The sequence below is a fragment of the Methylocucumis oryzae genome (genome assembly GCF_000963695.1).
GTDB lineage: Bacteria > Pseudomonadota > Gammaproteobacteria > Methylococcales > Methylomonadaceae > Methylovulum > Methylovulum oryzae.
Map to the genome: position 1 here is coordinate 1 of NZ_LAJX01000092.1, position 13,912 is coordinate 13,912.

The 13,912-nt window shown below is 45.2% G+C and carries 12 protein-coding genes; all 12 read left to right on the forward strand.

Going from position 1 to position 13,912, the window contains the following annotated elements; translation table 11 throughout:
* A partial coding sequence (locus VZ94_RS09430; RefSeq protein ID WP_045779038.1) for a KS-MAT linker domain-containing protein occupies positions 1 to 698 on the forward strand: 698 nt, incomplete at its 5' end.
* A gap of 62 nt (positions 699 to 760) precedes the next feature.
* Positions 761 to 1,201, forward strand: coding sequence for a hotdog family protein (locus tag VZ94_RS30570; protein WP_045779039.1), 441 nt, complete (start codon positions 761 to 763; stop codon positions 1,199 to 1,201).
* Positions 1,185 to 2,144 carry a polyketide synthase dehydratase domain-containing protein gene (locus VZ94_RS09440; RefSeq protein ID WP_045779040.1) on the forward strand — a complete coding sequence of 320 codons (960 nt, stop codon included), beginning with the start codon at positions 1,185 to 1,187 and terminating at the stop codon, positions 2,142 to 2,144. The genes VZ94_RS30570 and VZ94_RS09440 overlap by 17 nt, the downstream gene beginning before the upstream one ends.
* A gap of 49 nt (positions 2,145 to 2,193) precedes the next feature.
* Positions 2,194 to 2,817, forward strand: a complete 624-nt coding sequence (locus tag VZ94_RS09445) for an SDR family NAD(P)-dependent oxidoreductase (RefSeq protein ID WP_045779041.1) — start codon at positions 2,194 to 2,196, stop codon at positions 2,815 to 2,817.
* A complete protein-coding gene (locus VZ94_RS22705) occupies positions 2,807 to 3,496 on the forward strand; it encodes an acyl carrier protein (protein ID WP_052700391.1) in 690 nt (229 codons plus the stop codon). Before VZ94_RS09445 ends, VZ94_RS22705 begins: the two co-directional genes overlap by 11 nt.
* Before the next feature lie 4 nt (positions 3,497 to 3,500).
* A complete protein-coding gene (locus VZ94_RS32715) occupies positions 3,501 to 3,581 on the forward strand; it encodes a hypothetical protein (protein ID WP_369126296.1) in 81 nt (26 codons plus the stop codon).
* On the forward strand, positions 3,544 to 9,003 hold the full coding sequence (locus VZ94_RS22710; RefSeq protein WP_369126297.1) for a condensation domain-containing protein: 5,460 nt from the start codon (positions 3,544 to 3,546) through the stop codon (positions 9,001 to 9,003). Before VZ94_RS32715 ends, VZ94_RS22710 begins: the two co-directional genes overlap by 38 nt.
* Positions 8,907 to 10,397 carry a thioesterase domain-containing protein gene (locus tag VZ94_RS09455; RefSeq protein WP_045779042.1) on the forward strand — a complete coding sequence of 497 codons (1,491 nt, stop codon included), beginning with the start codon at positions 8,907 to 8,909 and terminating at the stop codon, positions 10,395 to 10,397. The genes VZ94_RS22710 and VZ94_RS09455 overlap by 97 nt, the downstream gene beginning before the upstream one ends.
* Before the next feature lie 211 nt (positions 10,398 to 10,608).
* Positions 10,609 to 12,324: a M20/M25/M40 family metallo-hydrolase gene (locus VZ94_RS09460; RefSeq protein ID WP_045779043.1), complete on the forward strand. Its 1,716-nt coding sequence runs from the start codon at positions 10,609 to 10,611 to the stop codon at positions 12,322 to 12,324.
* A gap of 7 nt (positions 12,325 to 12,331) precedes the next feature.
* Complete coding sequence (locus VZ94_RS33220; protein WP_439097723.1) at positions 12,332 to 12,613, forward strand: leucyl/phenylalanyl-tRNA--protein transferase; 282 nt, start codon at positions 12,332 to 12,334, stop codon at positions 12,611 to 12,613.
* Positions 12,614 to 12,629: 16 nt separating this feature from the next.
* Positions 12,630 to 13,022, forward strand: a complete 393-nt coding sequence (gene aat, locus VZ94_RS33225; RefSeq protein ID WP_439097724.1) for a leucyl/phenylalanyl-tRNA--protein transferase — start codon at positions 12,630 to 12,632, stop codon at positions 13,020 to 13,022.
* Complete coding sequence (locus VZ94_RS09470; protein ID WP_045779044.1) at positions 13,019 to 13,723, forward strand: arginyltransferase; 705 nt, start codon at positions 13,019 to 13,021, stop codon at positions 13,721 to 13,723. The genes aat and VZ94_RS09470 overlap by 4 nt, the downstream gene beginning before the upstream one ends.
* The last annotated feature ends 189 nt before the right edge of the window (positions 13,724 to 13,912 follow it).

Consider the following 13,912-nt stretch of genomic DNA (forward strand, 5'->3'; position numbering starts at 1 on the left):
AAGCCGGTCTCAGTGCCGATGCCATTAGTTATGTTGAAACGCATGGTACCGGTACGCCATTAGGCGATCCGATTGAAATTACCGGTTTATGCAAAGCCTTTGGCGACATTAAGCAACGCTGCCCGATTGGTTCGGTGAAGTCGAATATCGGCCATTGCGAAGCCGCTGCCGGTATTGCCGCCGTCACTAAAGTGTTATTGCAATTACAACATGGTCAAATCGCCCCGTCATTACATGCTCAAGCTTTAAATCCTCATATTGATTTTGCTGCGACGCCGTTTGTCGTCAACCAAACCTTATGCGACTGGCAAACCCGCATAATCAATGGTAAACCTGAACCTAAAAGCGCTGGGATTTCGTCGTTCGGTGCGGGTGGTTCTAATGCGCATATCATCATTCAAGAGTGGTTGGCGGTTACCCCCCAGACTACTAACCATCCAGCCCTTATTGTGTTATCGGCTAAAGATGAAGCCCATTTGCAAATACTAGCGTTGAATTTAGTCAACCATATTGCTCAGCAGCAACACGAACTAGCGTTAGTTGATTTAGCTTATACCTTGCAAGTTGGGCGGGTAGCCATGGCGCAGCGTTTAGGTTTTATGGCTGATTCAATAGAACAAGTCGTTAGCGTGTTACAAGCATGGCTAGACGGTAAAGCCAACAAATGCCGGGTTAATCGTATAGACCCGATGCCTTAGCGCCAACAGGGTCTTTAGAGCTAAACCCTACGCTGTGGAACGATGCCAAACAATGCCAAGCGTTGTTAACGGCTTGGCTTAAAGGAGCAGAGGTCGATTGGTCACGTTTATACGATTCACCGCGTCAGCGTGTGCATTTACCTGCGTATCCGTTTGCCGGTAAACGCTATTGGCTACCCGAAATCACAGCGTCTAAGCCAACAGCTAAGCATGATTGTCATCCATTACTACAGCAAAATATTTCTGATTTAAGTGCTTATGCGTTTCAGACGTGTTTAACCGGTGCAGAGTTTTTCTTAGCTCAGCATCAAATTAACCAGCAAAACGTATTGCCCGGTGCGGTGTATTTAGAAATGGTGAGCGCGGCAATACGACAGTTATTGCCTGCGGCTGAAAGCTTAATCGTCATAAAGGATTTAGTGTGGTTAAAACCATTCATCGTTGACGATACCGAGCGCTTGCTACAGTTACGCTTACAGGCGAACGGTGAACAACGTTTTTAGTTTTTCAGTGCTCGATAGCCATACTTCGGAAGTTTACTGTCAAGGCGGTGTTGAGCTGTTTGCGCCAGAACCCGATTTGACCATGGATATACCGCCTTTATTTGAGACGGTGCAGCAGCAAGCGATGACGGCTGAAGCATGTTATGGCTTTTTTAGTGCACAAGGCTTTGTTTATGGGCCTAGTATGCAAGCGTTAAGCGAGTTATCAGTCAGTCATAACCAGGTAGTAGCACGCATTTGCTTACCGGAATCAGCACAAGCATCGTTTGCACAATACGCTATGCATCCGGCATTATTAGATGCTGTTTTTCAAGCAGCTATCGGCTTTGTATTAACGCGCTCTGAAACGGGTCAGCCGTTGGGTTTACCGTTTGCCCTGGATGAAGCAGTTGTTTATCGACATTTTGATACGACGTTATGGGCGCGGCTGAAACCCTCTGAGCAGCAAACACCTGGATTACAAAAATTTGATATAGATTGCATCAACGATCAAGGTCTATTGTGTTTAAGCATTAAAGGCTTTACCACAGTTGCTTCCGTATCATCGAAAACCACAGCCCCCGCCGACGTGTTAAATGGCTTAACCGTGCGCGTACCGGAATGGCGTACGGTTAACTTAACAGCAACGAGCACCGCATTTAGCCGGCATATCGTATTAACATCATTGCCGTTAGCGCTGTTTAACGGTTTAGATGCGGAAGTGGAATCGATTCAGCCAACCGAGTATTCGGCACAATCGTATTTAACCTTAGCCTTATCGGTATTTCAGCAGTGCCGCGAACTCATGTTGTCGGCGCAGAAAGAGCCGGTGTTACTACAATTATGCTTAGCTGATAATAACACTACTTGGTTTTATCGTGGTTTGTTGGCCTTATTAAAAACTGCGCATAGAGAGTATCCGGCGCTCATACCGCAGTTATTAATAACGCCTGAAAACGCTTGACTCGGACATATTAGCTAGCTCCATTAATACGCTAAAACAGCACGGGGAATTGGCTGAAGTACGTTTACAACAAGGGCGATGGTTAGCGTTAGATTGGCGCGAAATAACCCTACAGCCAACTGTCGCGTTACCGTGGCAACAACAAGGCGTGTATTTAGTGACCGGTGGGTTAGGGGGGGTAGGTTTTATCGTGGCGCGCGAATTAGCGGTGACTATTCCGGGTGTTCGCATCGTATTAGTCGGACGTTCAGAAGCCGATTTAAACAAGCTATCTGAACTACGCGCGTTAGCATCGGTAGACTATTTTCAGGCCAATCTTGCTGATTTAGCGCAAGTACAGGCGTTGGCCGTTTGGCTGAAGCAACACTATGGCCAATTAAATGGCGTGCTTCATAGCGCTGGCGTGGTACGCGATAAACTTATATTACGCAAAACCGAAGCTGAATTTGCTGACGTGTTCGCGCCTAAAGTCAATGCGGTATTGAATTTAGATAACGCATTACAAGACTTTGATTTAGATTTTTGCGTGTATTTTTCATCAATGACTAGCGTGGTCGGTAATCCCGGTCAAGCCGATTATGCCGCCGCCAATGGGTTTATCGATGCCTATGCCGAACACAGACAGCGCCAAGTGCAAGCCGGTTTAAAAACGCGGTTTAACCGTGTCTATTAACTGGCCTTACTGGGAAAACGGCGGTATGCAAATGGACGCATCGCTGTTAAACAAGTTGCGTGAACAAACCGGTATGCTGCCGTTATCCAACCGGCTTGGCATGGTCGCGTTATACAACATTATGGCAGCGGGTGTGTCACAAGCGCTGGTATGGTCTAGCGAGCCTAAACCCAGCACTAAACAACCTAAACCTGTTACTAAGCCAGATAAACCTGAGAGCAACAACGAGTTAACCACGCGTACTGAGGCGTATTTTCAACAGTTTGTCGCTGACGTTTTAGATTTGCCGGTACATGAAGTGCATTTAAGCGAAGATTTATCCAGTTATGGCATTAACTCGATTTTAGTGTTATCAGCGACTAGCGAGTTAGAAAAACACTTTGGCGTATTAGCGAAGACGTTGTTTTTCCAGTATCGCACCGTCAGAGAGTTAAGCGCGTATTTTATGCGCGAGCATCAACCGGCGTTATTGAAATTATTAGCGATAAATCTAGCTCCCGTCAGTCAAGCAGCGCTTAGGTCCCCCGGTCCAGCGCTAGCAACCGCGTTTAAACCTATGCCACGCGAACAGGCTCAGCCTCAAACCGCATTAGATATTGCGATTATCGGCGTATCAGGTCGTTATCCAATGGCGGATGATTTAGAGGCGTTTTTGGCAAAACTTACGCTCAGGCCGTGATTGTATTAGCGAAGTGCCTAGCGAGCGCTGGAATTGGCGCGAATTTTATAGCGCAGAGCGTAACGTTTTGGGGCGCGCACTATAGTCGTCATGGTGGCTTTATCAATGGCGTAGACGAATTCGATGCGTTGTTTTTCAATATTTCGCCTAGAGAAGCCGAGTTAATCGACCCCCAAGAACGTTTGTTCTTACAACAAGCCTGGCTAGCCGTCGAAGATGCGGGTTATTGCCGCAGAAAACCCGAAGCTGAAACCGGTAGCCGCGCATTACCGGCAGCAACCGGCGTGTATGTGGGCGTGATGACCAGCGAATATCCTTTAATCGCCGTCGAGTCCAGCGCATTAGGCATGGCCGGAGGAAGTTTTGCCAGTATCGCGAATCGTGTGTCCTATATCTTAAACATTAACGGCCCTAGTTTAGCGGTCGATACCATGTGTTCTAGTTCATTAACGGCGATTGATTTAGCCTGTAGAGACTTAGCGTCAGGCCGAACTAAGCTGGCGCTAGCCGGTGGTGTTAATCTGAGTTTACATCCTCATAAATACCGATTATTGAGTGCCGGTCAGTTTATCTCCAGTCGCGGTCGCTGCGAAAGCTTTGGTGCTTATGGTGAAGGCTATATTCCAGGCGAAGGCGTGGGTGTGTTGGTATTAAAGCCTTTAGCTGATGCTATTGCTGATGGCGATGCGGTTATGGCTGTTATTAAAGGCAGTGCGTTGAATCACGGCGGCAAAACCAATGCGTATAGCGTACCGAATCCGAATGCTCAACGTGAAGTGATTCAACAAGCTTTGTCGGAAGCCGGTATTGCTGCACACCAGGTAAGTTATGTTGAAGCGCACGGCACCGGTACACCGCTAGGCGACCCGATTGAAATTACAGGGTTAGCCGATGCGTTCGGCTTAAACCCAAACCAAGGTAAAACCTGCTTAATCGGTTCGGTAAAAAGTAATATTGGCCACTGCGAAGCGGCGGCAGGCGTAGCGGCCATCACCAAAGTATTGCTACAAATGCAACAGGATGAATTAGCACCGTCATTACATGCTCAGCCGTTAAACCCGCATATTGATTTTGCCGCAACGCCATTTGCCGTTAATCAAACCTTAACCCCTTGGCAGCCGACTATCCATAATGGCCATGTCTTACCTAGAATCGCTGGTATTTCGTCGTTTGGTGCCGGTGGGGCCAATGCGCATTTAATCTTACAAGACTATCCAGCGGCAACAGAGGCTTTTACCAGTGATAGTCCTATCATCATCGTAGTGTCAGCAAAAACCTCTGAGCGTTTACAAGTTTACGTTCAAAAATTATTAGCATTTATTCAAGCTCATGCAGCGCTTGATTTACACGCGTTAGCCTTTACGCTACAAACCGGACGCGAAGCCATGCCGTATAGAATTGCGCTAATCGTAAAAAATCAAGCTGAACTTATCACTAAATTGAGTGCCTGGTTGCACTCAGGCCAGCTATTGCCGCAGGTGTTGGTAGGTGCTTACGAGCGTAACTCTGCGTTAACTTTATTGGCCGATGATGACGATATTCATGCCACTGTTGCTGTTTGGCTAAGCAAGCGTAAATATGAAAAATTATTAGCGTTATGGGTGCAGGGTTTTAGCATGGATTGGTTAAGCTTATATCCAGAAGCCACGCCTAAACGCATACATGCACCGACATATCCATTTGCGCAAGAAAAGTATTGGTTGCCGGATTTACAACCATTAGTGCGACAAACTACCCAAGCAGTATTGCATCCGTTAGTGCAGCATAATATTTCTACATTTAACCAATACTGTTTTAGCGCTGAATTTACCGGGGCTGAGTTTTTCTTGCGCGACCATCAAGTGCAAGGTGTAGCTACACTGCCTGGCGTGGCGTATATGGAAATGGCGCGTGTCGCCTATAGCTTATCGGCAACGCTGAGTGAGTCGTCGAATCAGGTGTTAACTATCACCGATTTGGTTTGGTTACAGCCTTTTACTGTTAGCCAAGCCTTAAGCACAATTAATATTCGTTTAACACCAGATGCTCAGCAAAAAGCGTGGGTGCAAATCGTAAGCGGCGATGGTGCAGGCATTATTCATTGCCAAGCATGGATTGCCCCAGTTGAAATAAGCAAATCCGATAAGTTGCCTTTAGTCGAGTTGCAACAACGCATTAACCAGCAGCATTTCACCGCTGAGGACTGTTACCAAGCTTTTACCAACACTGGTATGAGTTATGGTGTGGGTCAAAAGTCACTACACCAGCTATGGGTAGCCGATAATCAAGTGTTAGCGCAGTTAGCCTTGCCACGCGAGTTGCACTCTACCTTGAATGATTACGGCTTACATCCCAGCCTTATGGATAGTGTGTTACAAGCGGCTATAGGTTATGTCTTAGCGATGCCAGAACAACAACTAACCGGCATGACGGCGTTACCGTTTGCTGTCGATGCAGTGGTTATCTATGCACCGTGTACCGAATCCATGTGGGCTTGGTTACGCTTTTCCGAGGCTAGCCAACCCGGTGACGAGATACAAAAATTTGATATAGATGTCAGCGATGCAAGCGGCAATATTTGTGTATTGATACGTGGGTTTTCGTTACGTGCCAATCGCTTAACGCCGCGTCAGCAGCCGTTAAGCGTACAAACACAATCTCATCAAATCCACCAAAATTTAACTGAAGCGTGTCAGGTCTATCTCGCTCAAGTAATTTCTGACGTGTTAAAACTACCCATGCAGCGTTTAGAGCCAGATGTACCGCTACAACATTACGGGTTAGATTCGGTGATGGCGATGGCGATAACTAATCGCTTGGAGCAGGATTTAGCCAGTTTGCCTAAGACTTTATTATTTGACTATCAAACGTTAACCGAATTAAGCCAGTATTTATTAACAACGAAAGTCGAGCGGTTAACGGCATTATTCATAACGACGATGCCTCAACTCGACAGCGCTGAACTAGGCAATGGTCAACAAAACGTTTATTACCCGTTATCAGAAGGTCAAGCGGGTTTATGGTGGTTACAGCAATTACAACCAGATTCTGGCGCTTATAATTTACCGATGGCGTTTTCGATTAGTCGAGATTTTGACCAAGCTGCTTTGTTATCTGCCCTACGCTATGTTTTACAGCAACATGAGTTATTACGTGCAAGACTAGCCGAGCAAAACGGCGAGTTGATATTTGTTATTCAGCCTGATGTTAACACGTTATTAACCCAGTTAATTCAGCACGATAAAGTAACCGCATTAAGCCTACAAGACGCTTTACCACAATTAAAAGTCATAGCTAAACAAGCATTTACATTAAACGCACCGTTATTATGGCGGGTACACGTTATTAGTGACGAACAACACGCCGCATTGATATTAGTGACAGTACATCACAGTATTTTTGATGGTCGCTCTGTTGCATTATTTATGGCCGATTTATGGCAAGCATACCAAGCATTTCGAGTAGGGAATAGATTAACGCCAACGCCGCGCGTGAGTTATGCTGATTTCGTTAGTTGGCAACAACGCTATTTTGCCAGTGCTAACTACTTAGCAGACTTAGCCTATTGGCAACAACAATTGGCCGATATGCCTAGCCGGTTAGCGTTGCCTATGGATTATTTCATAGACGACACGAAAAACACTGAAGGTGGTATTGGCGCAAGCTTAGAAATTCATTTAAGCACCGAGTTATGTCAGGCGATAAAAGACTTTGCGTTACAACAACGTGTTAGCGTAGCCACGGTTTATTTAGCCGCGTATGCCCATTTACTGCACCGCTATACGGGTCAAGACGATATTGTCATTGCGATGCCGACGTTAGGCCGAAGTGAGCCAGAGTTTGATAGCGTGATTGGTTATTTCATCAACATGATTCTGCTGCGCAGCCGAGTCAATGACACGATGACAGTGACAGCACTGTTACATCACTTGCAAACATTAGTATTGGAAGGCTTACACCATAGCGCGTTACCGTTGCCTAGGCTGGTGCGCGAATTAGCGTTAACCAATGCCACAACACAGCTATACCAAGCGTCATTTGCTTATCAGAATTTCATTTCTGCTGATGCAGAGTGTCCTGTACCTGAGCTTGAGATTGTGCAAGGCCTACATCAAGAAGGTGCTGATTGGTTGGGATTAGAAATCTATGAACAAAGCAGTCATCACTGGTTAAGAATTGATTACCGGGCTGATTTGTTTAGCGCTGAATCCGTGCAGAGCCTGTTCAACGTTTATCAAACGTTATTAATGAATATGATTGCTCAGCCAGACGTTCAGCTACAGTCTGTGAGTTTATTAAACGACGCTGAGCGCCAGCACGTATTGGCATTAGGGCAGGGAGAGGCGGTAGAAACGAGTGCTAGCGATGTGAGCGAATTAGTTTTATTACAAGCGCAACACACGCCGGAGTATATTGCATTAATCGTTGCCAATAGCCCATATAACGGCTTAAGTTACCGCGAACTCAGCGAGCAAGTCATTGCTTTAGCGAGTTATTTACATACATTCGGTTTTGACACTACTGCCCATATCGGTGTTTGTGTGCCGCGCGGTGTCGATGCCGTTATCGCGATGTTAGCACTTTGGCGTGTTGGCTTAGTGTATGTACCGCTAGAACCCGATTATCCAGAGACCGTATTAAACCAGCTTATCACTGATGCTGAGTTAGCTGCCGTTATCACGCGTAATAGCGCTATAGCGTTTAATGTCTTAATTCCCATTATAGACTTAACTAAGCTGACTGAAGATGTGATACCTACACTGACTACCTGGCCTGTGCTTGATAACCATACACCGGCTTATATCATTTACACGTCAGGGTCTACCGGTAAACCTAAAGGGGTTGTGGTTAGTCGTGCCGCGCTTAGCCAGCATTGCCAAATTATGCGGGCACATTATCAACTGATTGCTAACGACCGTATTTTGCAATTTTCGTCGTATCACGTTGATACCTCATTAGAACAAATCCTGCCAGGCTTGCTAGCGGGAGCAACGCTGGTGTTGCGCGGTGATGAGCTATGGACTAGCGAACAAGCGTATAAGGTCTTATCACACTATGACGTCAGCGTGGTGGATTTACCCCCGGCTTATTTTTATGAATTATGCCGCGATTTTACCGCGAAACCCGCTAAGCTGCGCTTAGCCATTGTCGGTGGCGAAGCGTTGCCGGTGGCAACGGTTAAAGTATGGACGCAAAGCGCGTTGGCATCAGTTACGTTAATCAATGCGTATGGGCCAAGCGAAGCGACCGTAACCGCGACGACCCAGGTTTTAGAGGCATTAGACTTTACCGGCGATTATCCGGCGACGATAGCGATTGGCAAAGCCTTACCCGGTTATCAAGTCGTTGTACTTGATGCCCAGCAAAAGCTAGTGCCTGAGGGCATGGTCGGTGAACTTTATATAGGTGGCAGTCAATTAGCGCTGGCTTATTGGCAACGCCAGGAATTAACCGAGCAACGTTTTTTTTTACTTGGCCGCTTAATCAACAACGACTTTATCGTACTGGTGACAAAGCCCGTTTTATAGCGGGTAGTGGTGGTGAGCTTGAGTTTTTAGGACGGGTTGACCAGCAGATTAAGCTACGCGGATTTAGAATAGAACCGGGTGAAATTGAAGCGGCCGTTATGCGTTTTCCAGATGTTGTCACGGCTAGAGTCATTTTGCATACTGACTTAAATCAACAGGCGTATTTGCTGGCGGTCGTGCAAACCGAGCAAGCGCTTGAGATTACGTTGTTACAAGCATTTTTACACAGTCAATTGCCTTATTACATGGTGCCAACGGCTTATCAAATCGTTGACTCATTACCGTTAACAACGGCTGGAAAATTAGATATTCAACGCTTGACTCATACGTTGTTAGTTAGCGACATCGAGGCAAAAGCACCGAGTACGCTTAACGAGCAACGCGTGGCTAAAATTTGGTCAGACGTATTAGGTTATGCGGTGACGACTATTAATGCTGACTTTTTTTCTGTAGGCGGCCATTCACTGTTAGCGTTACGCTTGCTAACGGCGCTAAACACAGCATTTAATAACAATATCAATTTAATCGACCTCATGCGTCAGCCGACTATTGCCGGGCAAGCACTATTATTAATGTCAGAGCTGTCAACTGATGAGCAAGGTATCGTCGAATTAAAACCGGGTGCGAATACACCGAATCTATTTTGCCTACCTGCTGCTGATGGGCAACTCATGGCGTATCAAGCGCTGGCTGCCCAGTTGCCAGAAGACTATTCGGTGGTTGGTTTACAGACTCAGTTTATCGGCGAAACATTAAACGATTTAGCTGCTGAGTATGTGCAACTGATACGCGCCCGACAACCGGTAGGGCCTTATCATTTGTTGGGTTGGTCATTAGGTGGATTACTGGCTTATGAAATAGCGCAACAATTGATTAAAACTGGCGATATCGTAGCAACATTAATGTTATTAGATAGTTATTTACCTGCAACATTAAAAGCGCTTACCGGTAAAAAAACCGCTAGCACAGACCGGCAACGTTTACAGGATTTTTGCGAAGATTTATTACACGCTTATGATATTGAAATAGCTGATTTAATCGCTGAGAGTCATACCGTAGACGAGGTACTCGATGCGGTATTACAGCGGTTGCATGAATTAACCAGCGTTGCCAAAAACGATATGCTTCAATTATGGCAATACTTTAACCAACTGGTTAAAGCAGCAGAAAACTACCGGCCTGAACTTTATCAAGGCCAAAACATGTTATTGGTCTATGCTGAGCAACTGGGATTAACACCTGAGCGTCTCATCTACGATTGGCAAGCGTTGAGTGCTAGCCACTTAGTCTGTCATGGTGTCATTGCTGAGCATCAAACGTTATTACAAACCCCTGTGGTAAAAACTCTGGCAAAAATCATCAGTGATCATGTATCCTCATGTTCAAGCCAATAACGTTTGCACACTTAAGACGAGACAGGGCATTCAGAACGCATAACGCCAGGGATGGCGTGTAGTAGGGCAACGCAGGAGCAGTTGCCGAGGACGCCGTAAATACGTCCCTGTAGGCTTGGCGGCAGCATCCCTGCTGCCGACACCTTCGTTCTAAACACCCTATCCCGTCTTAAGTTGTTAATTCCAATAACCTTTTAATCAGGACGCGACTATGCCTAAAATTCTCTTGGTTGTTTTTATACTTCTACTTAGTGCTTGCGCTAGTACTGATTTAGATTCTTCCAGCAAACAAACAGCTGAGGTAAAAACGCTTAGCTTAGAGCAAATACGAGCTAATGCCGAGGCAGAGACGCCAGCGATGATTGCGTTTTTATCTAAATGTATACAATATCAATCCGTTGAAGATTTTGGCTATCAATTACAACCTGAAACTCAACAGCTAAGAGATTTTGTCTTAACTACAGCAAAATCTATGGGCTATAAAACCAAAACCGCAGCGAATGGCTTAGTCGGTGTTGTTGAATACGGCGAAGGCCAAGAATCTGTCGGTGTATTAATTCATTTAGATGTGGTGCCTGTGTCAAAACAAGAAACGCCGGAATGGACACATCCACCGTTTTCAGGTGATGTTACGTCTGAAGAAGTGTGGGGCAGGGGCGCACAAGATGATAAAGGCGCGTTGGCTTCGGTCTTATGGGCTGGGAAGTTTTTAATCGATAACCAAGCCACATTTAAACGCAAGCTGGTGTTTATTTTAGGCACCAAAGAAGAAAAAAGCTTTGAAGATTTAACGACTTATTTCAAAGAATTCCCGCAACAACAATACGGGCCGACCCTAGGATTCGTGCCAGACGGTGCTTATATTTCGCAAGGCGAGAAAGGTATTGCTGACATGGATTATACCTTTACCGGTTTAACGTCTAGCAAAACCGCTAGAGATAGCTTCGTGGCTTGGAATGGCGGTACAGAAGTTAATACCGTCGCGGATTTTTCTTATTTAGTGATTAATAGTAAAAATCCAAAACAAACCCAAGCCGAGTTAAACCAGCTAATTACTGACGTGACGAATGAATTAAAAACCGGTAAATCTGACACGATTTATGGTGTTAAAGCCGCTTACCAAGCCAATTTAGCGGTCAGCACATACCGCGACTTTATTAAGCAATTTAAACTTAAGAGCGTGCCTAAAGGCGATTTAGTGTTATATTCCAAAGGAACAGCAGCGCACGGTAGCGCACCGTGGGAAGGCAAAAATGCCATTGTCGAAGTGGCGTTAGTCGGTGCGCGCATGACACATAGTGCGTCAAATGCTTATAAAAATGCGTTTGAATTTATTACCCGTAAAATCGGTTTAAGCACCGATGGCAGCGGCTTAGGTATTGAATATAAAACCAAACCCGATTTACCCGTCGTACCTCCCGGTATGGATGCGGGACAATATTTAGGTACGTCAGCCAATTTAGGTTTAGTCTTGGTCAAACCAGAACAAAACCAATTAACATTAAGTATCGATTTTCGCACCGGTTTTGCGAATACTAACGACGAGCTTTTCAACGCTTCGACGCAAAGCTTAGCGGAATTTTCTGGCACGGCTGCGTATCAACCGGGTATTGGCTCACATTACGAGCCACTGTATTTTCCATCCGACTCGCCGCTGTTATCGCTGATGGTGAATTCTTATAAAGCTGTAAATACCGATCATCCTAAAGAATTCCCTTATGTTTTTATGACGCCAGCAACAACGTATTTGAAACTGGTAAAAAACTTTGTTAATTTTGGCCCAGTGGATTTATATCCTGATTTTTATGCGAATTATTTTCATCAAAAAAATGAACGCACGACGATTAAAAGTTTGGTAAATAATTCGGTACTCTTTGCCTATACCTTACAGAACATGTTGCAAATGGAACAGGTGCCATTGCGCTGAGACTCTTATGAAGCTGACTATCCTAAATCCCAAAAATCCTGAGCAAGAATTTCCGCCTAGCGATAAAGCGCTAGCGGAACCCGAAGGGCTTTTAGCAATAGGCGGCTGTTTATCGGAAAAACGTTTATTAAATGCTTATAGGCATGGCATTTTTCCCTGGTATAACCCAGGTGAGCCCATTTTATGGTGGTCACCTGATCCACGTTTAGTGTTATTTCCAGAGCACGTTGTTATATCGCGCAGCTTACGCAAAACACTGCGCAAGTCAGTGTTTAGAGTGACATTTTGACCAAGCATTTAACGATGTGATTAATGCCTGTGCCAATACGCGTAGCGAAGGGACATGGATAAGTGAAGATATTAAGCAAGCGTATACTCGACTACATGCATCTGGCAGTGCGCATTCCATTGAAGCTTGGCACGGTGAGCAACTAGTCGGAGGTTTGTATGGCGTGGCTATCGGGCAAGTGTTTTTTGGTGAATCTATGTTTCATTATCAAACCGATGCCTCTAAAGTTGCTTTTGTAACTATGGTACAGTGGTTGAAAACATGGGGGTATCAACTGATTGACTGTCAAGTTCATACCGACCATTTAGTCAGTCTAGGTGCAGAAAACATTTCTAGGCAACGCTTTTTGAGTTTATTAGATTTTCACTATCAAGCGCCAGTCCATGAGCTGGCATGGCATACAACATGATTTCTATTCCTTTGCTTGCATCACCGGATTATGAGTGTTCTTATTTACCTGAACAACTTGCACGGTCAGCATTTATTAATCCTTATTTTGCGTTAACACCGATTGTTTACGAACAGTTATTAAAACAAGGGTATAGACGTAGCGGCGATGAAGTCTATAAGCCTTACTGTCGTCAGTGCCATGCTTGCATACCGTGTCGCATTCCCGTCAGACAGTTTAAACCTAATCGTGGTCAACAACGCTGTTGGAAAAAACATGCTAATACCACCGTCGTGATTAAACCACCGGTATTTGAGCAAGCGCATTATGATTTATATATGCGTTATCAAAAAACCCGCCACAGCGGTGGTGGCATGGAGCAATCCAGCCCAGAGGATTATATTAATTTTCTTAGCAGCCGTTGGTGTACGACATGTTTTGCAGAAATCAGTGTGGACAATCAATTAGCTGGGGTGGCCATTATCGATCAATTTCCCCGTTCATGGTCAGCGGTATATACCTTTTTTGACCCAGAATTAGAGCATTTGAGCTTAGGAATATACGCCGTGTTATGGCAAATTCAGCAACTTAAGCAACACCGTTTAGATTACTTATACTTAGGTTATTGGATTAAAGAATGCCGCAAAATGGCTTATAAAGATAATTATCAGCCATTGGAAATATTAGAAAATAATCAATGGCGGGTGCTTGAAAGAGGCTAGGGATTCTAAATCTGGCTCAAGCTAAAATCTAATCAGAGTGTTTTACTAACTGGAAGATTTATGGCTACTTCAGCAATAGGTGTGGTTATCTTTTAAGGCTAACGCATGTTTAGTTTCCGTTGGCGTAAGAGCGGGTGGCACAAGGAGGCTCAACTAAAGCGTAATGATAAAGGCTTGTTGAGGGGGGGG